Genomic DNA, 22,332 nt, shown 5'->3' with positions numbered 1-22,332 from the left:
GGCTCTATAGCGGCAGCGCGGCGAAGGGTCCAGTGGATCAGGCGGGCCCGCCGTCGCGCCCGGTGCGGTCGAAAAGCCCGGTCAGGCTGCGGCCCAGAATCGCGGTGATGCGCGGTTCGGCCATGGCGGCGAAGGGCAGCGGGCGGCAGACCTCCAGCGCCGCGATGCCCACCCGCGCGGTCAGCGCGCCGTTCACCACCCCCTCGCCGAAACGGCGCGACAGGCGGGCCAGCGCGCCGCCCCCCGCGACCGAGGATATGAGGTCGTCGCCCACCGCCACCGCCCCGGTGGCCAGCAGATGGGTGAACACCCGCCGCATCAGCCGCCAGCTGCCGAACGACCCTGCCCGCCCGCCGTAGATTTCGGCGATGCGGCGGATCATGCGCAGGTTCGCGCCAAGCGCCACCGCCACGTCGGCCAGCGCCAGCGGCACCAGCGCGGTGGTGGCGGCGACGGCGCGGGATGCGGCCTCGATTTCCGCCGTCGCGGCGCGGTCGAGGGGCGCCAGCAGTTCGGTTTCCGCCAGCGACAATATCGCATCGGCATCGAGCAGTTCCGGCGCCAGTTCCGCCAGCCGCTGCCGCGCGCGGGCGGATTCGGGCCGGCCGGCATAAAGGCGGTCCAGTTCCGCCAGCACCGCCCGCGCGCCCGGCAGATCGCCCTGCACCAGCACCGCGGCGGCCCGCGCGCGCAGCCCGTCGATGCGGGCGATGCGCGAAAACGCCACCGCCTCGCGCAGCGCCAGCACCAGCGCGCCGATCACCACCGCCGCCAGCAGCACCGTGGCGATCGCCCCCAGCACCGCGTTGCGCGCCACCAGCCCCCACACATAATCCCAGGCCGCGACCGAGATCACGAAGGTGAAGAGCGCCCCCAGGGCCCAAAGAAAGAACCGCCCCGCCGCCGAGCCCCGCCGCGCGCCGATCCGCATCGCGCGCTGCATGACGGCACCATCGGCCCCCGGCCCGTCGGGCACCGGCGGGGCCAGCGCGGGCGAAGGCGCCTCGCCCTCGTCCAACTCCACGACAATGGGGCGGTTCAGGTCATCCCTGGGGTCGGTCATGCGGTCCTCCGCTCAGCGCAGCCGGTCGCCCAGCAGGAATTCGGCGGCGCGGTCCAGCCGGATATGGGGCAGCCCCTCGCCCGGGACCAGAGCCATCCGCGCGGGCGCCAAGGTCATCACCGCATAATCGGCATCCAGCCACCCCTCCGCCCCCTCGCGCGCGGGCGACAGCAGGCGGGCGGGGTCGGCGGGCAGTTCGCCCGCATACATCAGCGCCTGCCTGCCGGTGGACAACAGCGTGCCGCGCACCCCCTGCACCATGCGCCCGCCCGCCACGGGCACCTCTGCCTCTGTCGTCGCGCGCAGGGATGCGATGGCCATCGCCGCGGTTTCCGCCCCGGCGAAATCCGCGCGGTCCTTCGCTTCGCGCAGCAGCGCGGCGAGGATGGCGGCCAGCCGGGGGTGCTGCGTGTGGTGCAGATGGTCGGCCCGGGTCGCGGCGAAGAGGATCCGTTCCACCCGCCGCCCCCGCACCAGTTCCGCCAGCACCCCGTTGCGCCCGGGGCGGAAGGCGGTCAGCACATCGGCCAGCGTGCGGCGCAGATCCTCCACCGCCGCGGGGCCGTTGTGGATCGCGCCGAGCGCATCGACCAGCACCACCTGCCGGTCGATCCGGGCGAAATGGTCGCGGAAAAACGGGCGGACGACGCGGGTGCGGTAGGCATCGTAGCGCCGTTCCATTTCCCGCCACAGGCTGCCTCGGGGCGGATTGTCGGGGCGCGGCAGGGGGGCGAAGGTCAGCGCGGGCGACCCGGCCAGATCCCCGGGCATCAGGAACCGGCCCGGCGTCACATCCGACAGCCCCGCCGCCCGCAGCGCCGACAGGCAGGCGGTATAGTCGGCGGCAAGGCCCTGCGCCTGCGCCTCGTCCAGCCGGGCGGCGGCATCGGCCGCCTGAACGCGGGCCAGATAGGCCGCGCCCTCGGGCCGCCGCGCCAACCGGTCCAGCACCTGCGCCGCCCAGTCCTGATAGCCCTTGTCCAGCAGCGTCAGGTCCAGCAGCCATTCGCCCGGATAGTCGATGATGTCGAGATGCAGCCGCTTCGGCCCCCGCAGCCCGCCCAAAAGCCCCGAGGGCCGCAGCCGGAACGACAGCCGCAGTTCCGATACCGCCCGGGTGGAGTCCGGCCAGCGCGGGGCATCGCCCGTCAGCGCGGCGCGGTGGCCCTCGTAGTCGAACCGCGCCACGGTGTCGTCGGGCTGCGGCTGCAACCACACCGCCTCGATCCGCCCCTCGGCCGCGGCGCGCAGCTGCGGCATGCGCCCGCGGTCCATCAGGTTCGACACCAGCGAGGTGATGAACACCGTCTTGCCCGCCCGCGCCAGCCCCGTCACCCCCAGCCGGATCACCGGATCGAACAGCGATTCCGTGACCGAGGCGAGCCGCGTTTCCACCCCATGCGCAACATCCTGCGCCAGTTCCTGAAGCCCCATGGCCGCCCTCGCCCCGCCGATCCCTTCACCATAGGCACTCGGGGCGGGGATGTGTAGGGCTTCCCCCTTGCCAGCCCGCGGGCGGCGCGCTAGGCCCCGGCCATGCCCCGCTATGCGTTCAGGATCGAATATGACGGCATGCCGTTCCAGGGCTGGCAGCGCCAGGCCGCGGGCCAGCCGTCGGTGCAGGCGGCGGTGGAAACCGCGCTGGCCCGGCTGACCCCGGGGCCGGTGACGGTGGCGGCGGCGGGGCGGACGGACGCCGGGGTGCATGCCACCGGGCAGGTCGCCCATTGCGACCTGCCGCGCGACTGGGATCCCTTCCGGCTGGCAGAGGCGCTGAACTGGCACCTGAAACCCGCCCCCGTGGCGGTGCTGGCCTGCGCGCGGGTGGCCGACGATTTCCACGCCCGCTTCGCCGCGCTGGAACGCCGCTACACCTTCCGCCTGCTGTCGCGCCGCGCGCCCGCCGCGCTGGATGCCGGGCGTGTCTGGCAGGTGCGCCACCCGCTGGACATCGCGGCGATGCGCGACGGCGCGGCCCATCTGGTCGGGCGGCACGATTTCACCACCTTCCGGTCCACGCTTTGCCAGGCGGCCTCCCCGGTCAAGACGCTGGACGAGATCGGCATCGAGGCCCACGCCGTGCCCGGCGGCACCGAATACCGTTTCCACCTGCGCGCGCGCAGCTTCCTGCACAATCAGGTGCGGTCCATCGTCGGCACGCTGGAACGGGTGGGTGCCGGCGGCTGGCCCCCCGCCCGGGTGGCAGCGGCGCTGGCCGCCCGCGACCGCGCGGCCTGCGGCCCGGTCTGCCCGCCGCAGGGGCTCTATCTCACCGGCGTGCGCTATCCGGCGGATCCCTTCGCCTGACCCCGGACCCCTGCCGCAAGGGCATCGCAAGCCCGAACTTGACCGGCTCCGCGCCCCATGCCACGCCTTGAGACGATGGAGGAGCCCATGACCGATTTCGCCGCCACCCGCGCCCTGTTCCAGATCCCCGACGGGATGATCTACCTCGACGGCAACTCGCTCGGCCCCCTGCCGCGCGCCGCCGCCGACCGCGTGGCCCGCACGGTGACAGAGGAATGGGGCCGGATGCTCATCACCGGCTGGAACCGCGCCGGCTGGATGGACATGCCCGCCCGTATCGGCGACCGCGTGGCGCGCCTGATCGGGGCGCAGCCGGGCACCGTGGTCATGGGCGACACGCTGTCGATCAAGGTCTATCAGGCGCTCGCCTCCGCGCTGGAGATGAACCCCGCCCGCCGGGTGATCCTGTCGGATACCGGCAACTTCCCCTCGGATCTCTATATCGCCGATGGTCTGGTGCGCACGCTCGGCCAGGGCTACGCGCTGCGCACGGTCGCGCCCGAGGCGGTGGAGGATGCGATCGACGATACCGTCGCCGTGACGCTGATCACCGAGGTCGACTATCGCACCGGGCGGCGCCACGACATGCGCCGGATCACCGAAAAGGCCCATGCCGCGGGCGCGCTGACGATCTGGGATCTGGCGCATTCGGCGGGCGCGGTGGATCTGGATCTGGCGGGATGCAATGTCGATTTCGCCGTGGGCTGCACTTACAAATACCTCAACGCCGGGCCCGGGGGCCCCGCCTTCATCCATGTCGCCCCCCGCCACGCCGAAACCGCCCGCCCGGCGCTGTCGGGCTGGCTGGGGCATGAATCGCCCTTCGCCTTCGACCTCGACTACCGCCCCGGCAGGGGGATCGAACGGATGCGCGTCGGCACGCCGCCGATCCTGCAACTCGCCGCCCTCGACGCAGCACTCGACATCTGGGACATGGTGGAGATGCGCGATGTCCGCGCGCGGTCGATCGACCTGACCGAGGCGTTCATCGCCGGGGTCGAGGCCGCCTGCCCCGGCCTGACCCTCGCCACCCCCCGCGACCCGGCCCGTCGCGGCAGCCAGGTCAGCTTCCGCCACCCCGAAGGCTACGCCATCATGCAGGCGCTGATCGCCCGCGGCGTGATCGGCGATTTCCGCGCCCCCGACATCCTGCGCTTCGGCCTCACGCCCCTTTTCATCGGGATGGAAGAAGTCGCCCGCGCCGTCGACATCCTGGCCGAGGTGATGGCGACCGCCGCCTGGGACCGCCCCGAATACCGGACCCGCGCAAGGGTGACGTGATGGGGCGCCCCTCATCCCCGCCGCCCGCCCCCCTGACCGCTGCCGGCGGTGCGCCGCGCGGGGGGTATTTGGGAAAAGATGAAGCCGCCCGGCGCAGGCCCCGCGCCCCGGTCTTTCACCGTGACCCAAATATCCCCGCCGGAGGCCACCGCCCCATCCCTTCGCGCAAACGGCGGGGTGGGGCGCCTCCGGCGGGGATATTTGCAGACAGAAAATGGAACGGCCGCGCGGCGTCGGTGCCGCTCTGCCGGCCCTCGGCCTGGGCCTGCCTCTGGCGGCGGATGGCGATGGTTTCGGCCTGCAACGGGCGGGCGGCGGCATCCTGAGCCGCCCCCCCAATTGCAAGGAGAGACCGATGACCCGGACCCCCTACGACCCCGCCCGCGACGGCGCGCAGATGGCCTTCGACGGCCGCATGTCCTATACCGACTACCTCTGCCTCGACGCGATCCTGACCGCGCAGCATCCCCGCAGCACCGCGCATGACGAGATGCTGTTCATCATCCAGCACCAGACCTCGGAACTGTGGATGCGGCTGGCGCTGCACGAACTGGGCGCGGCGCGGGATCTGATTGCGGCGGGCGACCTGCGGCCGGCGTTCAAGATGCTGTCCCGCGTGGCGCGGATCTTCGAGCAGTTGAACAACGCCTGGGACGTGCTGCGCACGATGACGCCGGCGGAATACACGCGCTTCCGCGACGCGCTCGGCCAGTCGTCGGGGTTCCAGTCCTGGCAGTACCGGCTGATCGAATACACCGCGGGCAACCGCAACCTCGCCATGCTGCGCCCGCATGCCCACCGCCCCGACCTGACCGCGGCGCTGGAGGCAGAACTGGCCCGCCCCTCGCTTTACGATGTGGCGGTGGGGCGGCTGGCGGCGGCGGGCTTCGCCCTGCCCCCCGAGGCGACGGCCCGCGACCCGCGCGCGCCCCGGGCGCCCCATCCGGCGGTCGAGGCCGCCTGGGCGGCCGTCTACCGCGAACCGGAACGGTATTGGGAGCTGTACGAGCTGGCCGAAAAACTGATGGATTTCGAGGATTACTTCCGCCGCTGGCGTTTCAACCACGTCACCACGGTCGAGCGCATCATCGGCTTCAAGCGCGGCACCGGCGGCACCTCGGGCGTGCAATACCTGCGCCGCATGCTGGAGGTGGAACTGTTCCCCGAACTCTGGCATCTGCGCACCAGTCTGTGATCGGGCACGGAAAGCCGTTGCAGTGCAAGGCGGTTGCGGTAGACTCTTCACGTAACCCGAGGATCCGCGCGATGCCCATCCGCCTTGCGATTGCCCTGGCCCTGATCCTGCCGCTGGCCGGCTGTCTGGAACCGCCGCCGGTCGAGGATACGCCCACGCCCGTGCCGTATGTCTCGCGCGCGGACGGGCGGCATACCCTGCCCGCGATCCCGGCGGAAAAGGTCAACCCCGCCTTCCAGCGCACGCTGGTGGGGATGCAGACGGAAGAAGCCCCCGGCACGGTCATCATCGACACCGCGGCGCGCTATCTCTACCTGATCCAGGACGACCGCAGCGCGCTGCGCTATGGCATCGGCGTGGGGCGCGAGGGGTTCGGCTGGACGGGCGAGGCGGTGGTGGACCGCAAGGCGCACTGGCCCAAATGGACCCCGCCGCCCGAGATGATCCGGCGCCAGCCGGAACTGGCGCAATGGGCCGATGGCCGGCCGGGCGGGCCGAAGAACCCCTTGGGGGCGCGGGCGATCTATCTGGCGCAGGACGGGCACGATACCGGCTACCGCATCCACGGCACGCCGGAATGGTGGACGATCGGGCGCGCGGCCTCGTCGGGCTGCATCCGCATGGTCAACCAGGACGTGATCGACCTTTACGACCGCGTGCCGGTGGGGGCGAAGGTCATCGTCCGCTGACGCCCCTGCACAGGTCGGGGCCTGCCCTGCCCCCGTCATCCCCGGCGCGGCGTCACGCCCGCGGCCCAGGTGTCGAGCAGCGCCCCGAGGGCGGCCCAGTCGGTGAACTCGGTATCCGCGCCCGCCGTGACGGCGACGCCCTTTTCCGAGGCGATCCAGCGCATCGCCCAGGTGCGGAAGAAATCGTACTGGGTGAACCGGAACGCCCCCGCCACATGCGCCACCTGCCCCGGCACCCAGCCCGAAGCGGCGCTGAACCGTTCGACGCAGGCGCGCAGCCCCGCCCAGTCGCCCGCATCCTGCCCCGCCGCCGCCAGCGACACCGCCAGGAACAGCGTCGGCATCGCCCGCAGCGCCGCCGCCCGGGCGGTGGCGAAAGCCGCAAGTTCCTTCTGGAACGCGCCGATATGCAGCGAACCGGCAAGCACCGCGCCGTCGAACCGCGACAGTTCCAGATCGCCCGCCTCTGCCGCGGGCAGCAGTTCCACCGCATGGCCCGCATCGGCCAGCCGATCGGCGCAGAACCGCGCGATGCGGCGGGTCTGGCCTTCGGTGGTGCCGTAGACGATGACGAATTTCATCGCATGCCCCCCCGCGCGCGCAGGCGCGCAAATGCCCCGGGATCCCGCGCGCAGGCGCGCATTCGTCCCGGAATCCCGCGCGCAGGCGCACGTCCCGGAACGATGCCCGATCATCCGCGACGGGCGCGCGTTTTGCAACCGGCGCTCAGGCGCTGCGGCGTGCCGCCGCGGGGCCCTCGCGCGCCGACGCCCAATCCGCCACCGCCCGGCCAAAGGCCGTGAACAGCGGGCGCGAGACCGGATCGTTGGCCGCGTTCCATTCCGGGTGCCACTGCACCGACAGGGTAAAGCCCGGCGCATCCTTGACATAGATCGCCTCGGGCGTGCCGTCGGGCGCCTGCCCGTCGATCACGATCCGCGCGCCCGGGGTCTTGATCCCCTGGCCGTGCAGCGTGTTGGTCATCACCTCTTCCGCCCCCATCAGCCGCGCGAACACCCCCCCGGGGGTGAAGCGGACCATGTGGCGCAGGGCGAACTTTTCCTCGATCGTGCCGTCGGGCGGCATGCGGTGGTTCATCCGCCCCGGCAGGTCGCGGATTTCCGGGTAGAGCGTGCCGCCCAGGGCCACGTTCACCTCCTGAAACCCGCGGCAGATGCCGAAGAAGGGCTGGCCGCGTTCCACGCAGGCACGCACCAGCGGCAGGGTGATCGCGTCGCGCGCACGCTCGAACGTGCCGTGGGCGGGGGTTTCCTCCTCGCCGTATTCCGAGGGGTGGACGTTCGGCCGCCCCCCCGTCAGCAGGAAGCCGTCGCAGATGTCGAGCAGTTCCGGCACCGTGACGAAACGCGGATCGGCCGGGATCAGCAGCGGCAGGCAGCCTGCCACCTCGGCCACCGCCTGGGTGTTCATCGTGCCGCCCGCATGGACGGGGTAGCTTTCGTTCAGCAGCGCCATGTTGCCGATGATCCCGACAACCGGCCGCCGCGCGACGGGGCGTTGCATCTGCGCTTTCCTGTTCCGCTCGGGATGATGATAGGCGCTTGCGCGCGGCAGGTGAAGGGGGGCCGCCCCGCACAAGGGCATTTGATCAGATGCGGTGCGGTGATGCACAGCCGGCAGGCGCCTGCCTGCGGGACATTGCCGGCATCCGGCGCTAGACTGCCCCCGACAGGCGGCTTCGGAAAGACCCCGGCAGATGACGATCACGCATCAGGACGAACTCGACGGGCTGAGGGACATCGGCCGGATCGTCGCCAACACCATGCAGGCGATGGCGAAGGCGATGGAACCGGGCATGACGACGCAGGATCTCGACGCCATCGGGGCCGCGCTGCTGGAACAGGAGGGCGCGCTGTCCGCCCCGCAATCCACCTACGGTTTCCCCGGCGCGACCTGCATCAGCGTGAACGAGGAAATCGCCCACGGCATCCCCGGCCCCCGGGCGATCGCGCCGGGGGATCTGGTCAATATCGACGTGTCGGCCTCGAAGAACGGCTATTTCGCCGATACCGGGGCGACATGGCGTGTCGCGCCGGTGCGCCCTGCGCTGGACCGGCTCTGCCGCGACGGCAGGCGCGCGATGCAGATCGGCATCGCGCAGGTCGGGGCGGGCCGGCCGCTGGCCGGGATCGGCAGGGCCATCGGCCGTTTCGCCGATGCGCGCGGCTATACCCTGATCCGCAACCTCGCCAGCCACGGCGTGGGCCGGTCGCTGCACGAATACCCCGAGGAAATCGCCACATGGCCCACGCGCGACAAGCGCCGCATCGACAGGGGGCTTGTGCTGACGGTCGAACCCTTCCTGTCCATGGGCGGCCTCTGGGCGGCCGAGGGGGATGACGGCTGGACGCTGCGCGCCGAACCCGCCGCGCCGGTGGTGCAGTACGAACATACCGTGGTGGCGACGGATCGCGGGGCGATCGTGGTGACGCTGCCGGGCTGACCGTTCCGGTATCCGTCCCCGAAGGGGGGTCCGATGATGGAAGGACTGCGGAAAACATGGGACGGGCTGCTCGGCAGGCTCGGCCACGGCATGGCGCGGATGCTGCACGCAAAGCGCCCCGGCTACAAACCGCGCGCGCATATCGACTTCGACAGGATCTGCCGGGCGCTGCGGCCCGGCGATGTGCTGCTGGTCGAGGGGAACGAGCGGATTTCGGGCGCGATCAAGTATCTGACGCAATCCACCTGGTCGCATGCCGCGCTTTACATCGGCGACGCCCTGCCCGCGCCCGCCGACGGATCGGAACGCCCCCGGCTGATCGAGGTCAACCTGCATCAGGGCTGCGTCGCGGCACCCCTGGGATCCTACCGCGGCTTCAACCTGCGCATCTGCCGGGCAAGTTCGCTCGGCGATGCGGACCGGGCGGCGCTGGTGGCCTTCATGGCGGGCAAGATCGGTCTGCGCTACGACCTGCGAAACATCTTCGATCTGCTGCGTTTCTTTCTGCCGCTGCCGCCCCTGCCCGCGCATCTGCGGCGCCGGGCGCTGGCGTTCGGATCGGGCGATCCGACGCGGGCGATCTGTTCCTCGCTGATCGCGCAGGCGTTCCAGTCGATCAACTATCCCATCCTGCCCGAGGTATCCGACAGCGGTGCCCTCGACGACGACGCCGCGCGGGAGGTTTTCCACATCCGCCACTATTCCCTGTTCGCGCCGCGCGATTTCGACCTGTCGCCCTATTTCGAGATCGTCAAACCCGCCATCGGGGACGGGTTCGATTTCCGCAAGCTGCATTGGGATTGATCCGGCCCGGCGGCCGGATCGCTCACGCCGTGGTGTCGTCCAGCGTCGCCTTCACCGCCGCCCGCGCCGCATGCAGTATCGGCTCGGTATAGCCCGAGGGCTGCGCGCGGCCCTCGGCCACAAGCGCACGGGCGGCAAGGAAGGCGGGGCCGTCGAACCCCGGCGCCATCGGGCGGTAGGCGGGGTCGGCGGCATTCTGGCGGTCCACGACCACGGCCATGCGGCGCAGGGTTTCGTCCAGCTGCTCCGGCGTCACCACGCCATGGTGCAGCCAGTTCGCCAGCGCCTGCGCGGAAATCCGGCAGGTCGCGCGGTCCTCCATCAGGCCCATGTCGTGAATGTCGGGCACGGTGGAACAGCCCACGCCCTGATCCACCCACCGCACGACATAGCCCAGGATCCCCTGGCAGTTGTTGTCGAGTTCGGCCTGAACCTCCTCCGCCGTCCAGCCTGCGGGGGCAAGGGGGATGGTCAGCAGATCCTCCATCCGCCCGCGGGGGCCGCCGGCCGCGATCTCGTCCTGCCGCGCCGCCACGTCCACCCGGTGGTAATGCGTCGCATGCAGCGTCGCGGCGGTGGGCGAGGGCACCCAGGCGCAGCTTGCCCCCGCCTTGGGATGCGCGATCTTCTGCGCCAGCATGTCGGCCATCCGGTCGGGCATCGCCCACATGCCCTTGCCGATCTGCGCCCGGCCCCTGAGCCCGCAGGCAAGCCCGATATCGACATTGCGGTCCTCGTAGGCCGCGATCCAGGGGGCGGCGCGCATGTCGCCCTTGCGGATCATCGGCCCGGCCTCCATCGCGGTGTGGATTTCGTCCCCGGTGCGGTCCAGAAAGCCGGTGTTGATGAAGGCGACCCGGGCCTTGGCCGCGCGGATGCATTCCTTGAGGTTCACGCTGGTGCGCCGTTCCTCGTCCATGATGCCCAGCTTGACCGTGTTGCGCGGCAAGGACAGCACATCCTCCACCCGGTCGAACAGATCGACGGTGAAGGCGACCTCGGCCGGCCCGTGCATCTTGGGCTTGACGACATAGATCGCGCCGGTGGCGGAATTGCGCGGGGCCTCTTTCACCCGGTCGTGCAGCCCGCACAGCACGGTGACGAAGGCGTCGAGGATGCCTTCGGGGATTTCCGCGCCATCGGGGTCCAGCACGGCGGGCGTGGTCATCAGATGGCCCACGTTGCGCACCAGCATCAGCGCCCGGCCCTTCAGCGTGACCGGCCCGCCCTCGGGGCCGGTATAGCGGCGGTCGGCGGCAAGACGGCGGGTGAAGGTGCGGCCGCCCTTCGTCACCTCTGCGGTCAGGTCGCCCTTCATCAGGCCCAGCCAGTTGGCATAGGCGGCCACCTTGTCGGCGGCATCCACGCAGGCCACCGAATCCTCGCAATCCATGATCACGGACACGGCGGATTCGAGCCGGATGTCGGCGATCCGCCCCGGATCCGCCGCGCCGATGGGGGTGCCCGCATCCACCCGGATGTCGATATGCAGCCCGTTGTTGCACAGCACCACGCGGGTGGGCGATCCGGTGGGGCCTTCATGGGCCACGAACTTTTCCGGCTGTTTCAGGCCCGCGGACCCGGCCGAAAGCCCGATCGACAGCCTGCCGTCCCGGATCGCGAAACGATGCGCCTCGCGCCAGCTTGCACCCACCAGCGGCGCCGCGGCGTCGAGGAAATCGCGCCCCCAGCGGATCACCTTGGCCCCGCGCGCCGCGTCATAGCCCCCCGGGGGCGGCAGGCTGCCCAGCGCATCGGTGCCGTAAAGCGCATCGTAGAGCGAGCCCCACCGCGCATTCGCCGCGTTCAGCGCATAGCGCGCATTCGTCACCGGCACCACCAGCTGCGGGCCGGGAATGGTGGCGATCTCGGGGTCGGTGCCGGTGGTCTCTATGGTGAAATCGGGGCCTTCGGGTTCGATATAGCCGATCCCTTCCAGGAACTTGCGCTCTGCCGCCGGGTCGGGCGCCTGACCCCGGCGGGCGATGTGCCAGGCGTCGATCTGCGCCTGCAATTCCGCCCGCCGGTCCAGCAGCGCGCGGTTGCGGGGGCCGAAGTCCTGCACCGCCGCCGCGAGCCCCGCCCAGAAGCCTTCCGCCGCGATACCCGTCCCGGGCAGCACCCGCCCCTCGACAAAGGCCGCAAGCCGCAGGTCCACCTGCAAGCCCGCCCGATCCAGCCGATCCGCCATCCCCGTCTCCTATCGTCAGTGCCGGGCGCAGGCTAGGCGCTTGCCCCCGCGACGGCAACCTCAGAGGTCGAGGCAGAGTTGCCCCGCAGGCACGGGGCGCGGCCTTGGGGCGCGGCGGGGGGCGGCGGCGGGCGGGCGTGGCAGGGGGACGGCCGGGTCCACCAGCGGTTCGGGGTAGCGGCGGCCCAGCACCCCGGGCGCACCGCGCCAGCGCCAGGGGGTGTGCAGGAAGGCATCGGGCACCGCGTCAAGTTCCGGCAGCCAGCGGCGCAGGAAGGCGCCCTCGGGGTCGCAGGTCTGGCCCAGCCGCACCGGATGACCCGCCCGCGCGCCCTGCCCGGCGGCGATACGCTGCATCTGCGGCCAGTGGATGGCGGGGTCGTAATCGGTGAAGGCGCGGGCCAGCACCGTCCCCGCAGGCCCCGCGCCGATCCCCAGATGCCGGCAGGCGACCCCCGCCAGCATCGCCCGCAGCCGGTCGTCCAGCCAGCCGGTGGCGCGCAGATAGCGCAGGCAGGCATCCACGAAGGGCAACCCGGTTTCGCCCGCCGCAAAAGCCGCCAGATGGGGGGTGGCGGGGCCTTCGGGCATCATGGCCGGGGCTTGGGTCCGCTGGTCCAGCCGCGCGCGAAAGGCGCGCAGCGCCACCGGCCAGCGCCCGCCGGGGCGTTCGGCCACCCGCACCGCCACCGCCGCCGCGACCTCTGCCGGCGACAGCGTGCCATGGGTCAGATGCGGCGACAGGCGCGAGGACGCGCGTTCCGCCACCATCGGCGCGGCGGGCAGGCCATAGCCCTCGCCCCGGGCGGCAAGGAAACTGTCCAGCAGCGCCAGCCCCTGCGCCCGCCCCCCGGCCTGCCGGTGGGCGCAGCGGTCGTCGGCCAGCCGCAGCGCCCGCGCCACCGGGATCAGCCCCGGCGCGACGCCCGTCACGGGGGTCAGCGCGCCGGGCGGGAGCAGCGGCGCGGCGCCGGGGGCGGGCGGGGGCAGCGCCTCCCACCCGATCCCCTGCGCCCGCGCCCAGGCCGCCAGCCCCGCATCCCCCGGGCCCGCATGGCAGACGATCCGCGTGATCCGGTGCGCGCGGCAAAGCCGGGCCAGCACCTCTGCCGGCGGACCCACGCGCACCACCAGCGGCGCCCCGAGCCCCGCCAGCGCCCCCTGCAGATCCGCCAGCGATTCGGCCACGAAGGCCCATTGCCGGGCCGAAGCCTCTGCCGCCGCCCAGTCGGCAGGGTCCACGATATAAAGCGGCAACACCGCCCCGAGGCCGGCCGCAAGGGCCAGCGCCGGGTGGTCCGCCACCCGCAGGTCGCGCCTGAACCAGACAAGAACATTCATGGAACAAACTTGTAGCGCCGGCCGCGCCGCAGGCAAGCCCCCCTGCGACCATCCGGCACCCCGGCGGGGGATGCGGCGGGCGTTGCGGGGTGCTAATGTGCATTACAGATACCAATTGATCCCGGTTCCTCCATGTCCGAACCCCTGCCCCCGATCCGTTCCGCCCGCCCCCGGCAGACCGCCGCGCTGATGGCCGAAACCGGGCTGGACGAGGCGCTCATCGCCGCGCTGGTCCATAATTTCTACGCCAGGATCCGCGCGGATGCCGTTCTGGGCCCGATCTTCGCCGAACGCATCCACGACTGGGGCCCCCATCTGGACCGGATGGTGGATTTCTGGTCCTCGGTCGCGCTGATGACGGGGCGCTATCACGGCGCGCCGGTGCCGGCGCATATGGGGCTGCCGGTGGACTGGGCGCATTTCGAACGCTGGCTGGCGCTGTTCCGCGAAACCGCGCACGAAACCTGCACGCCCGAGGGCGCGGACTACCTGATCGTGCGGGCCGAACGCATCGCGCGGTCGCTCGACATGGCGATCAAGGATGCGGCGGGCGGCATGCCCGCGCTCTATCGCCGGGGGGCGGGGGCATGAGCACGTCGGCAGAACTGATCCGCGGCTGGACCGGCCCGGCGGTGCTGAGCTTCGGCTTCCGGCCCTTCTTTTTCATGGCCGGGGCCTGGGCCGTGGTGGCGATGCTGCTGTGGCTGCCGATGCTGACCGGGCATCTGGCGCTGCCCACCGGGTTCGATCCGGTCGCCTGGCACGCGCATGAATTCGTCTTTGGATACACCAGCGCGGTGATCGCCGGGTTCCTGCTGACGGCGGTGCCGAACTGGACCGGGCGGCTGCCGGTGGTGGGTTGGCGGCTCGGCGGGCTGGCGGCGCTGTGGCTGGCAGGAAGGCTGGCGGTGGCCTTCGGCGCGTTGCTGCCCTCTTGGCTGGTGCTGGTGGCGGATCTGGCGATGATGGTGGCGCTGGCGCTGTTTCTGGGGCGGGAAATCGTGGCCGGAAAGAACTGGCGCAACCTGCCGGTGCTGGGGCTTTTGCTGCTGTTCCTGCTGGCGAACGCAGTGTTCCATGCCGAGTCTTGGCGGGGCGATGTGGCCTCGGACGGTTTCGGCCTGCGGTTCGGGCTGGCGGCGGTGCTGATGCTGATCGGGCTCATCGGCGGGCGGATCATCCCCAGCTTCACCCGCAACTGGCTGGCGCAGCGGCGCGCCACGCGGCTGCCGGTGCCCTTCGGGCGGGCGGACGGGGCGGTGATGGCGCTGACGGGGCTGGCGCTGGCGGGGTTTGTCGCGCTGCCCCTTCATCCGCTGACGGCGGCGCTGTGCGGGCTGGCGGGGCTGGCGCAACTGTGGCGGCTGTCGCGCTGGCAGGGCGGCCAGACGGGGGCGGAGCCGCTGCTCTGGGTGCTGCATCTCGCCTATGCCTTCTACGCGCTCGGCTTTCTTTCGGTCGCGGCGGCGGCGGTGGACTGGCTGCCGCAGGCGGGCGCGCGGCATGTGTGGCTGGCGGGCGCCATCGGGCTGATGACGCTGGCGGTGATGACGCGGGCGAGCCTCGGCCACGCCGGGCGGCCGCTGCACGCCGGGCCCTGGGTCGCGGCCTGCTATGTGGCGCTGGCGCTGGCGGTGGTGACGCGCTTCGCCTCCGGCCTGATGCCGGCAGAGGTCTGGCTTTTGCACCTGTCGGCGGGATTCTGGCTGCTGGCCTTCGGCGGCTTCGCGGTGATCTATGCGCCGATCCTCCTGCTGCCCCGCGCGGCGCGCAAACAGGCCATGCGCCGCGCCTGACCCCCTTGCAGCCGCCCGCGCCCGGCGCGATGGTCGGGGCCAGGCAAGGAGGTTCCGATGCAGGATGCAGCGCCGCAGGTCCAGTACCTGTCCGATTATCAGCCCTGGCCGTGGCTTGTCCGCGCCGTCGCGCTGACCTTCCGGCTGGCCCCGCGGGCGACCCGCGTCGCGGCGCGGCTGGACCTGGCCCCCAACCCGGCGCGCCCCGGGCGGCACGACCTGCGGCTGGATGGCGAGGGGCTGCGCCTGATCCGCGCCGCCATCGGGGGCGTGGCGCTGGATGTCACCCCCGATGCCACCGGCCTGACCATCCCCGCCGCGGCCCTGCCCCAAGGCCCCTTCACCCTGGAAACGGAGGTGGAGATCGCCCCCGAAGGCAACACCGCGCTGGAAGGGCTCTACATGTCGAACGGCATGTATTGCACGCAATGCGAGGCCGAGGGCTTCCGCAAGATCACCTTCTACCCCGACCGGCCCGATGTCATGGCCCCCTTCCGGGTGCGCGTCGAATCCGGCCTGCCGGTGCTGCTGTCGAACGGCAATCTTGTGGCGCAAGGCCCGGGTTGGGCCGAATGGGACGACCCCTGGCCCAAGCCCGCCTATCTGTTCGCGCTGGTGGCGGGCGACCTGCGCGCGCATCGCGGGCAGTTCACCACCCGGTCGGGGCGCAAGGTGGCGCTGGCCGTCTGGGTCCGCCCGGGCGACGAAGGGCGGTGCGACTGGGCGATGGAATCGCTGATCCGGTCCATGCGGTGGGACGAAGAGGTGTACGGGCGCGAATACGACCTGGACATTTTCAACATCGTGGCCGTCGACGACTTCAACATGGGCGCGATGGAGAACAAGGGATTGAACATTTTCAACTCCCGCTACGTCCTCGCCAGCCCAGAGACCGCGACCGACGACGACTTCGCCCGGATCGAGGCGATCATCGCGCATGAATATTTCCACAACTGGACCGGCAACCGCATCACCTGCCGCGACTGGTTCCAGCTGTGCCTGAAAGAGGGGCTGACGGTGTTCCGCGACCAGCAGTTCACCGGCGACATGCGGTCCCATGCGGTGAAGCGGATCGAGGACGTGCTGTTGCTGCGCGCGCGCCAGTTCCGCGAGGATGCGGGGCCGCTCGCCCATCCGGTGCGGCCCGGCAGCTATGTCGAGATCAACAATTTCTACACCGCCACCGTCTATGAAAAGGGCGCGGAACTGATCGGCATGCTGCGCCGTCTGGTGGGGGCCGAGGGCTATGCAAACGCGCTCGACCTCTATTTCGCACGCCATGACGGACAGGCGGCGACGATCGAGGACTGGCTGAAGGTGTTCGAGGATGCGACGGGCCGCGACCTGTCGCAGTTCCACCGCTGGTACACGCAGGCGGGCACCCCGCGCGTGACGGTGGCAGAGGACTGGGATGGCGGCACCTATACCCTGACGCTGGAACAGGCGACGCCCCCCACCCCCGGCCAGCCGGTGAAGCATCCGGTGCCGATCCCGGTGGCGGTGGGCCTGCTGAACCCCAACGGGGACGAGGTGGTGCCGACCACCGTGCTGGAACTGACCGGGGCGCGGCAGAGCTTCCGGTTCGAGGGGCTGGCGGCGCGGCCCGTGCCGTCGATCCTGCGGGGTTTTTCCGCCCCCGTGATCCTCGACCACGACCGGACGGATGCCGAACGCGCCTTCCTGCTGGCGCATGACACCGACACCTTCAACCGGTGGGAAGCCGGGCGGGCGCTGGCGAAACAGGTGCTGGCGCGGATGGTGACGGACAATGCCGCGCCGGGCCCCGACTGGCTGGCGGCGGTGGAACGGGTGCTGCTGGACGAAACGCTCGACCCCGCCTTCCGCGCGCTCTGCCTGCGGCTGCCGGGCGAGGACGACATGGCGCAGACGCTCCACACCGCGGGGCTGACGCCGGACCCCGACCGCATCCATGCCGCGCGCAAGCGGTTGGGCGACCGGCTGGCCCAGCATCTGGCGCCGCATCTGCCGGGGCTTTACGAGGCGCTGGCCCTGCCCGGCCCCTATACGCCCGATGCGCGGGCGGCGGGCGCACGGGCGCTGCGGCTGGCGGTGCTGGCGCTGATGACGCGGATCGACGGGGGCACCCGCGCCGCCCGCGCCTATGCCGCCGCCGACAACATGACCGACCAGACCGGCGCACTCGCCTGCCTGATCGAGGCCGGGCGCGCGGACGCGGAACTGGCCGCCTTCGCCCGCCAGTGGGGCCATGACCGGCTGGTGATGGACAAGTGGTTCTCGCTCCAGTCCGCGCTGGCGGCACCCGCGGGGGCGGCGGAACTGGTGGCGGGCCTGACCGCGCATCCGGCCTTCGACTGGAAGAACCCCAACCGCTTCCGCGCGGTGATCGGGGCGTTTTCGGGCAACCATGCCGGGTTCCACCGTGCCGATGGCGCGGGCTACCGGCTGGTGGCGGACTGGCTGATCCGGCTCGACCCGCTGAACCCGCAGACGGCGGCGCGGATGTCCACCGCCTTCGACACCGCCACCCGCTATGACGCCGACCGGCGCGGCCTGATCGGGGCGGAACTGGCGCGGATCCTCGCGGTGCCGGGCCTGTCGCGCGACATGACGGAAATGGCGGGGCGGATGCTGGCGGGGATCGACGCGGCCGCCGGCGCCGCGGGATAAATCCCGCCCTGCACAACGGCGCGGCCCCACAGGGCGGGGGTCTGCCCGCCCTGCCTCAGCCCTGACAGTAGCTTTGCCCCCGGGTCCAGGCCGCCATCTCGGCGCGCTTGTCGGCGCTGCGGAAGGGCGCCCAGTCGCGGCCCAGGCCCTGCCTGCCGTTCCCGGCCACCAGCCCGTCGCGCCCCACCTGCACCGCCGCGATCCGCACCGCGCAGGACAGGTTCGCCCCGCCATCCTTCAGCGCCCCCGCCGAGGTCGCCTCGCAGCCGAAGGCCCGCGCCGTCCCCGGCGCGATCTGCGTCAGCCCGATCCAGCGCCCGCCACCGCCAGAGGCCGCCGGGTTCCACGTGCTTTCATGCTTGGCCAGCGCCGACAGGATGCCGACCCAGAACGCCCGCCGGTCGGTTTCGTCCGCCTTCACATAGCCCGGGCACCATGCGGCGATGTCGGCGGGCACCAGTTCGGTCAGGTCGTCGTCATGGCGTTCGACCGACGCGAGCGCCCGGGTGGTCCAGATCTCTGCCTCCGGCCGGTGGTCCCACCGCATCACCGGAACCTGGTCGCGCGTCGCCCCCGGGGCCATCGTACAGGCCATCGGCAAGACCGTGACCATCGCGAGTGCAAGGCGCCGCATCCAGGTTGCCATCCGACCGTCTCCGCTGCACCGGCCCCGCTGGCCGGCGCGCGCAACTTGCCCATAGCGGCAACATGCTGCAACAATCGCGTGAATCCTTCGGCGGAATCCCGCGCGGGGGCGGGCGGCCTTGCGCTGCGCCCGCGGGGCTGGCATATCCGCGAACGCGATCCAAGCGAGGTGTCCGATGCTCGATCTGACCTATACCGCCCCCAAGCCCAGGGTCATCGCCGGGGCCAAGGCCGACTGGGAACTGGTGATCGGGATGGAAATCCACGCCCAGGTCGCCTCGAACGCGAAACTGTTCTCGGGCGCCTCGACCGCCTTCGGCGCCGAACCCAATGCCAACGTGTCCTTCGTGGATGCCGCGATGCCCGGCATGCTGCCGGTGATCAACGAATTCTGCGTGGAACAGGCGGTGCGCACGGGCCTCGGCCTCAAGGCACGGATCAACCTGATGTCCGCCTTCGACCGCAAGAACTATTTCTACCCCGACCTGCCGCAGGGCTATCAGATCAGCCAGCTTTACCACCCCATCGTGGGCGAGGGCGAGGTGATCGTGGAAATGGCCCCCGGCGTGGCGCGCCGCGTGCGGATCGAGCGCATCCACCTGGAACAGGACGCCGGCAAGTCGATCCACGACATGGACCCGGCGATGTCCTTCGTGGATTTCAACCGCACCGGCGTGGCGCTGATGGAAATCGTCAGCCGCCCCGACCTGCGCGGGCCGGAGGAAGCTGCGGCCTATGTCGCCAAGCTGCGCCAGATCCTGCGTTACTTAGGCACCTGCGACGGCAACATGCAGAACGGCAACCTGCGCGCCGACGTCAACGTCTCTGTCTGCCCGCCCGGCGCTTATGAACGCTATCAGGAAACGCAGGATTTCGGCCATCTCGGCACGCGGTGCGAGATCAAGAACATGAACTCCATGCGCTTCATCCAACAGGCCATCGAATACGAGGCCCGGCGCCAGATCGCCATTCTGGAAGACGGCGGCAAGGTGGATCAGGAAACCCGCCTCTACGATCCCGACAAGGGCGAAACGCGGTCGATGCGCAGCAAGGAGGAGGCGCACGACTACCGCTATTTCCCCTGCCCCGACCTGCTGCCGCTGGAAATCGAACAGGGCTGGGTCGATGACATCGCCGCGTCGATGCCGGAACTGCCGGATGCCAAGAAGGCCCGCTTCATGGCGGATTTCGGCCTGACCGACTATGACGCCAACGTGCTGACCACCGAACTGGACGCCGCCGCCTTCTTCGAATCGGTGGCCGCGGGGCGCGACGGCAAGCAGGCGGCGAACTGGGTCATCAACGAACTTTTCGGCCGCCTGAACAAGGAAGGGCTGACCATCGCGGAAACGCCGGTGTCGGCGGCGCAGCTTGGCGGGATGCTCGACCTGCTGGCCGGGGGCGAGATCACGTCGAAGATGGCGAAAGAGCTGTTCGAGATCCTGTGGACCGAAGGCGGCGACCCCGCCGAGGTCGCGGCCGCGCGCGGGATGAAGGCCGTGACCGACACCGCCGAGATCGAAAAGGCGCTGGACGGGCTGATCGCCGCCAACCCCGCGCAGGTGGAAAAGGCGCGCGTCAACGCGAAACTCGCCGGCTGGTTCACCGGGCAGGTGCTGAAGGCCACAGGCGGCAAGGCCGACCCGGCGGTGGTGAACCGGATGGTGGCGCAGAAACTGGGGCTCTGACCCCGGCGCCCACCCCCGGCGCGGGCGCCCGGCGGCTTCTGCCGGGGGCGCTCCGCGCGGGAGTATTTTCGGCAAGATGAAGCCGCGCCGCCTTCCGCGCTAGGGCGCCCCCCCACCTTCAGGCTGGACTTGAATATCCCCGCCGGAGGCCACCGCCCTTTCCCCCCGCACCGCCGCCGGGCGAAGGGCGCAGGATCCGCAGGCCGGGGGCTTGTCCCGGCGGCCATGCGTGCTACCCTTTCCCCGCCGGGGACGACCCCGGCCTTGGCGCATTGTCCGGGACGGCCCGGCTCTTGGATATGGAGAGCCGCGATGGCTTGGATCATGCTGTTTCTGGCGGGGCTGCTGGAAATCCTCTGGGCGTGGGCGATGAAACTGTCGAACGGGTTCACCCAGCCGGTCTATACCGGCGTGATGGTGGTGGGCATGGTGGGCAGCTTCGCGCTTTTGTCGCTGTCGATGAAGGTGCTGCCGCTCGGCACCGCCTATATGGTCTGGACGGGAATCGGCGCCGTGGGGGCCTTCGTGGTCGGCTGGGCGGTGCTGGGCGAGGCGGTCACGCCGATGCGGCTGGTGGCGGCGGTGCTGATCGTGGCGGGGCTGGTGCTGATGAAGATCGCATCCTGATCCCGGCCCGCCACCACCAATAGCGTCTGCGGTCCATGCCCCCACAACATCGCGCTCCCGCGGTTTTGTGCCGAAAAAGCCTTTGGGCATTTGGCCTTGCGGCGCGAATCCCATAGAATGCCGGCACAACCCGAGGGGCAGAGAATGCAGCACTACGAATACAAGGTCATCCCGGCCCCGCGCCGCGGCGAAAAGGCCAGGGGCGCGCGGACCACGGCGGACCGCTTTGCCCTTGCGCTGACGCAGATGATGAACGACCTGGGCCGCGAGGGCTGGGAATACCTGCGCGCCGACACCCTGCCCTGCGAAGAACGCAGCGGCCTGACCAGCAAGACCACCTCTTTCCAGAACATGCTGGTGTTCCGCCGCAGCCTTGCCCCCGCCGCCGCGGCGCCGGCCGCCGCCCCCGACCCGGCAGAGGCCGCGCGCCGGGCGCTGACCGCCGCGCCCGAGGTGGCGGCCCCCGCGCCCTCGCCCATCGCGGGCCCCATCGCCGCCGGGCGGTCGCTGTTCGCCGCCGTCACCCGCGCCGCACCGGCCGCGCCCGGGCAGGCCCCGCCCGTCGGCCCCGCCACGCCCGCGGGCCCGGCCACGCCCCGGCCCGATCAGGCGGCGGAATAGCCTAGCCGGAAATGTCCAGCGCCAGCGCGTGGATGCGCCCCACCACCGCGGGGCCGAGCGCCGCATGCACCGCGCGGTGGCGTTCGATCCGGCTCATCCCCGCAAAGGCGGGGGCGGCGATGACCACGCGGAAATGGCTTTCGCCCGACCCGTCATCGCCCGCATGCCCCTTGTGCCGGTGGCTTTCGTTCACCACTTCCAGCCGTTCGGGCGCGAAAGCCCCGGTCAGGCGCGCGCGAATTTGATTCTCGATCCGCATTTCGCTGTGTCAACCCCTTCAAGCCGCCGTGGAAAACTCTAAACTCTCGCCTCCGAGTCGGAAAGGCAAGCAGATGACCAAAGGTTCGCCCTTCGAATTCGACATCCGCGTTTCGGCGGACAAGAAGCGCCGCACCCGCGGCCGGCGCGGCATGTCCGGCGCCTTCGAGGGTGTGGACCGGCCCTGCGACTATCCCGGCTGCACCGCGCCGGGCCAGTACCGCGCGCCCAAATCCCCGGATTCGCTGGACGAATACCTGTGGTTCTGCCGCGACCATGTGCGCGAATACAACCTCAAATGGAACTTCTTCCAGGGCCATACCGAGGAGGAATTCCAGAAATTCCTCGACAAGGACCGGCTCTGGGGGCGCGAGACCAAGCCCTTCGGCAACCGCCCCGACGAGGGCCGGGCCTGGGCGCGGCTCGGCGTCGAGGACCCGATGGAGATTCTGGGCGAAAAGGCCACACGCAACCCGACGCCGGGCCCGACGCGCAAGCTGCCGCCGACGGAACGCCGCGCGCTCGACATCCTCGATGCGCGCGACAGCTGGACGCGGGCGGAAATCCGCAAGCAATACAAGAGCCTGGTCAAGGACCTGCACCCCGACCTCAACGGCGGCAACCGCGCCGACGAGGAACGGCTGCAAGAGGTGGTCTGGGCCTGGGACCAGATCAAGGACAGCCGCCACTTCCGCGACTGAGGCGCCGGGGGC

21 protein-coding genes are annotated in these 22,332 nt (G+C 71.0%); 13 read left to right on the top strand and 8 right to left on the bottom strand.

From position 1 onward, the window contains the following. Window positions 1–37: 37 nt before the first annotated feature. A complete protein-coding gene (locus RGD00_RS15650; RefSeq protein WP_310458219.1) occupies window positions 38–1,063 on the bottom strand; it encodes a YcjF family protein in 1,026 nt (341 codons plus the stop codon). 12 nt (window positions 1,064–1,075) lie between these two features. Continuing rightward, complete coding sequence (locus RGD00_RS15645) at window positions 1,076–2,497, bottom strand: YcjX family GTP-binding protein (RefSeq protein WP_310458218.1); 1,422 nt, start codon at window positions 2,495–2,497, stop codon at window positions 1,076–1,078. Between the two features lie 102 nt (window positions 2,498–2,599). On the opposite strand from RGD00_RS15645, the gene truA reads away from it, so the two are divergent. The 4 genes from truA to RGD00_RS15625 all read left to right on the top strand — a co-directional run bounded on the left by truA (window position 2,600) and on the right by RGD00_RS15625 (window position 6,535). Beyond that, window positions 2,600–3,370 (top strand): tRNA pseudouridine(38-40) synthase TruA, encoded by a 771-nt coding sequence (gene truA / locus RGD00_RS15640; RefSeq protein ID WP_310458217.1) that lies wholly within the window; start codon window positions 2,600–2,602, stop codon window positions 3,368–3,370. A gap of 87 nt (window positions 3,371–3,457) precedes the next feature. Next, a complete protein-coding gene (gene kynU, locus RGD00_RS15635; protein ID WP_310458245.1) occupies window positions 3,458–4,651 on the top strand; it encodes a kynureninase in 1,194 nt (397 codons plus the stop codon). A gap of 355 nt (window positions 4,652–5,006) precedes the next feature. Next, window positions 5,007–5,846: a tryptophan 2,3-dioxygenase gene (gene kynA, locus RGD00_RS15630; protein WP_310458216.1), complete on the top strand. Its 840-nt coding sequence runs from the start codon at window positions 5,007–5,009 to the stop codon at window positions 5,844–5,846. A gap of 71 nt (window positions 5,847–5,917) precedes the next feature. After that, entirely contained in the window at window positions 5,918–6,535 is a 618-nt protein-coding gene (locus RGD00_RS15625; RefSeq protein WP_310458215.1) for a L,D-transpeptidase, read from the top strand. 35 nt (window positions 6,536–6,570) lie between these two features. Here the strand turns inward: RGD00_RS15625 and RGD00_RS15620 are convergent, their stop codons facing one another. Next, on the bottom strand, window positions 6,571–7,116 hold the full coding sequence (locus tag RGD00_RS15620) for a flavodoxin domain-containing protein (RefSeq protein ID WP_310458214.1): 546 nt from the start codon (window positions 7,114–7,116) through the stop codon (window positions 6,571–6,573). A 145-nt stretch (window positions 7,117–7,261) separates the two neighbouring features. Then, window positions 7,262–8,059 carry a gamma-glutamyl-gamma-aminobutyrate hydrolase family protein gene (locus RGD00_RS15615; protein ID WP_310458213.1) on the bottom strand — a complete coding sequence of 266 codons (798 nt, stop codon included), beginning with the start codon at window positions 8,057–8,059 and terminating at the stop codon, window positions 7,262–7,264. A 193-nt stretch (window positions 8,060–8,252) separates the two neighbouring features. Here RGD00_RS15615 and map point away from each other — a divergent pair, with 193 nt between their 5' ends. Next, window positions 8,253–8,999: a type I methionyl aminopeptidase gene (gene map, locus RGD00_RS15610; protein ID WP_310458212.1), complete on the top strand. Its 747-nt coding sequence runs from the start codon at window positions 8,253–8,255 to the stop codon at window positions 8,997–8,999. A 33-nt stretch (window positions 9,000–9,032) separates the two neighbouring features. After that, window positions 9,033–9,803, top strand: a complete 771-nt coding sequence (locus RGD00_RS15605; RefSeq protein ID WP_310458211.1) for a C40 family peptidase — start codon at window positions 9,033–9,035, stop codon at window positions 9,801–9,803. 22 nt (window positions 9,804–9,825) lie between these two features. Here the strand turns inward: RGD00_RS15605 and RGD00_RS15600 are convergent, their stop codons facing one another. Then, window positions 9,826–11,994: a malate synthase G gene (locus RGD00_RS15600; RefSeq protein ID WP_310458210.1), complete on the bottom strand. Its 2,169-nt coding sequence runs from the start codon at window positions 11,992–11,994 to the stop codon at window positions 9,826–9,828. A gap of 60 nt (window positions 11,995–12,054) precedes the next feature. Beyond that, entirely contained in the window at window positions 12,055–13,335 is a 1,281-nt protein-coding gene (locus RGD00_RS15595) for an FAD-binding domain-containing protein (RefSeq protein ID WP_310458209.1), read from the bottom strand. A gap of 132 nt (window positions 13,336–13,467) precedes the next feature. On the opposite strand from RGD00_RS15595, the gene RGD00_RS15590 reads away from it, so the two are divergent. The 3 genes from RGD00_RS15590 to pepN are packed head-to-tail and all read left to right on the top strand — an operon-like array spanning window position 13,468 to window position 17,780. Further along, window positions 13,468–13,926: a group III truncated hemoglobin gene (locus RGD00_RS15590; RefSeq protein WP_310458208.1), complete on the top strand. Its 459-nt coding sequence runs from the start codon at window positions 13,468–13,470 to the stop codon at window positions 13,924–13,926. Then, complete coding sequence (locus RGD00_RS15585; protein WP_310458207.1) at window positions 13,923–15,131, top strand: NnrS family protein; 1,209 nt, start codon at window positions 13,923–13,925, stop codon at window positions 15,129–15,131. The genes RGD00_RS15590 and RGD00_RS15585 overlap by 4 nt, the downstream gene beginning before the upstream one ends. Window positions 15,132–15,188: 57 nt before the next feature. Further along, window positions 15,189–17,780, top strand: coding sequence for an aminopeptidase N (pepN, locus tag RGD00_RS15580; protein ID WP_310458206.1), 2,592 nt, complete (start codon window positions 15,189–15,191; stop codon window positions 17,778–17,780). A 55-nt stretch (window positions 17,781–17,835) separates the two neighbouring features. Here the strand turns inward: pepN and RGD00_RS15575 are convergent, their stop codons facing one another. Beyond that, window positions 17,836–18,393 (bottom strand): transglycosylase SLT domain-containing protein, encoded by a 558-nt coding sequence (locus RGD00_RS15575; RefSeq protein WP_310458244.1) that lies wholly within the window; start codon window positions 18,391–18,393, stop codon window positions 17,836–17,838. 208 nt (window positions 18,394–18,601) lie between these two features. Here RGD00_RS15575 and gatB point away from each other — a divergent pair, with 208 nt between their 5' ends. From gatB to RGD00_RS15560, 3 genes are all read left to right on the top strand, one after another. Further along, complete coding sequence (gatB, locus tag RGD00_RS15570) at window positions 18,602–20,113, top strand: Asp-tRNA(Asn)/Glu-tRNA(Gln) amidotransferase subunit GatB (RefSeq protein ID WP_310458205.1); 1,512 nt, start codon at window positions 18,602–18,604, stop codon at window positions 20,111–20,113. A gap of 312 nt (window positions 20,114–20,425) precedes the next feature. Continuing rightward, window positions 20,426–20,740: a DMT family transporter gene (locus RGD00_RS15565; protein ID WP_310458204.1), complete on the top strand. Its 315-nt coding sequence runs from the start codon at window positions 20,426–20,428 to the stop codon at window positions 20,738–20,740. Between the two features lie 144 nt (window positions 20,741–20,884). After that, the gene (locus tag RGD00_RS15560) at window positions 20,885–21,361 is read left to right on the top strand and encodes a DUF4177 domain-containing protein (protein ID WP_310458203.1); all 477 of its coding nucleotides are present in this window, start codon (window positions 20,885–20,887) and stop codon (window positions 21,359–21,361) included. A 1-nt stretch (window position 21,362) separates the two neighbouring features. Here the strand turns inward: RGD00_RS15560 and RGD00_RS15555 are convergent, their stop codons facing one another. Continuing rightward, window positions 21,363–21,620, bottom strand: coding sequence for a BolA family protein (locus RGD00_RS15555; protein ID WP_310458202.1), 258 nt, complete (start codon window positions 21,618–21,620; stop codon window positions 21,363–21,365). 73 nt (window positions 21,621–21,693) lie between these two features. Between RGD00_RS15555 and RGD00_RS15550 the strand changes: the two genes are divergently transcribed. Then, the gene (locus RGD00_RS15550; protein ID WP_310458201.1) at window positions 21,694–22,320 is read left to right on the top strand and encodes a DnaJ domain-containing protein; all 627 of its coding nucleotides are present in this window, start codon (window positions 21,694–21,696) and stop codon (window positions 22,318–22,320) included. Window positions 22,321–22,332: the final 12 nt, after the last annotated feature.

Origin of the sequence: Ruixingdingia sedimenti (genome assembly GCF_031432425.1) — a bacterium.
GTDB classification, from domain to species: domain Bacteria; phylum Pseudomonadota; class Alphaproteobacteria; order Rhodobacterales; family Rhodobacteraceae; genus Ruixingdingia; species Ruixingdingia sedimenti.
The sequence above is the reverse complement of the archived record's forward strand: the minus strand, read 5'-3'. Positions and strand labels throughout refer to the sequence as shown.

Excerpts from the sequence above, each read along its gene's own strand:
- RGD00_RS15595 (WP_310458209.1), bottom strand. The coding sequence starts at position 13,335 with ATGAATGTTCTTGTCTGGTTCAGGCGCGACCTGCGGGTGGCGGACCAC.
- kynA (WP_310458216.1), top strand. The coding sequence starts at position 5,007 with ATGACCCGGACCCCCTACGACCCCGCCCGCGACGGCGCGCAGATGGCC.
- RGD00_RS15555 (WP_310458202.1), bottom strand. The coding sequence starts at position 21,620 with ATGCGGATCGAGAATCAAATTCGCGCGCGCCTGACCGGGGCTTTCGCG.
- RGD00_RS15615 (WP_310458213.1), bottom strand. The coding sequence starts at position 8,059 with ATGCAACGCCCCGTCGCGCGGCGGCCGGTTGTCGGGATCATCGGCAAC.
- RGD00_RS15550 (WP_310458201.1), top strand. The coding sequence starts at position 21,694 with ATGACCAAAGGTTCGCCCTTCGAATTCGACATCCGCGTTTCGGCGGAC.
- RGD00_RS15645 (WP_310458218.1), bottom strand. The coding sequence starts at position 2,497 with ATGGGGCTTCAGGAACTGGCGCAGGATGTTGCGCATGGGGTGGAAACG.
- pepN (WP_310458206.1), top strand. The coding sequence starts at position 15,189 with ATGCAGGATGCAGCGCCGCAGGTCCAGTACCTGTCCGATTATCAGCCC.
- truA (WP_310458217.1), top strand. The coding sequence starts at position 2,600 with ATGCCCCGCTATGCGTTCAGGATCGAATATGACGGCATGCCGTTCCAG.
- RGD00_RS15625 (WP_310458215.1), top strand. The coding sequence starts at position 5,918 with ATGCCCATCCGCCTTGCGATTGCCCTGGCCCTGATCCTGCCGCTGGCC.
- RGD00_RS15565 (WP_310458204.1), top strand. The coding sequence starts at position 20,426 with ATGGCTTGGATCATGCTGTTTCTGGCGGGGCTGCTGGAAATCCTCTGG.
- RGD00_RS15650 (WP_310458219.1), bottom strand. The coding sequence starts at position 1,063 with ATGACCGACCCCAGGGATGACCTGAACCGCCCCATTGTCGTGGAGTTG.
- RGD00_RS15585 (WP_310458207.1), top strand. The coding sequence starts at position 13,923 with ATGAGCACGTCGGCAGAACTGATCCGCGGCTGGACCGGCCCGGCGGTG.
- RGD00_RS15590 (WP_310458208.1), top strand. The coding sequence starts at position 13,468 with ATGTCCGAACCCCTGCCCCCGATCCGTTCCGCCCGCCCCCGGCAGACC.
- RGD00_RS15620 (WP_310458214.1), bottom strand. The coding sequence starts at position 7,116 with ATGAAATTCGTCATCGTCTACGGCACCACCGAAGGCCAGACCCGCCGC.
- map (WP_310458212.1), top strand. The coding sequence starts at position 8,253 with ATGACGATCACGCATCAGGACGAACTCGACGGGCTGAGGGACATCGGC.
- gatB (WP_310458205.1), top strand. The coding sequence starts at position 18,602 with ATGCTCGATCTGACCTATACCGCCCCCAAGCCCAGGGTCATCGCCGGG.
- RGD00_RS15575 (WP_310458244.1), bottom strand. The coding sequence starts at position 18,393 with ATGGTCACGGTCTTGCCGATGGCCTGTACGATGGCCCCGGGGGCGACG.
- RGD00_RS15600 (WP_310458210.1), bottom strand. The coding sequence starts at position 11,994 with ATGGCGGATCGGCTGGATCGGGCGGGCTTGCAGGTGGACCTGCGGCTT.
- kynU (WP_310458245.1), top strand. The coding sequence starts at position 3,458 with ATGACCGATTTCGCCGCCACCCGCGCCCTGTTCCAGATCCCCGACGGG.
- RGD00_RS15605 (WP_310458211.1), top strand. The coding sequence starts at position 9,033 with ATGATGGAAGGACTGCGGAAAACATGGGACGGGCTGCTCGGCAGGCTC.
- RGD00_RS15560 (WP_310458203.1), top strand. The coding sequence starts at position 20,885 with ATGCAGCACTACGAATACAAGGTCATCCCGGCCCCGCGCCGCGGCGAA.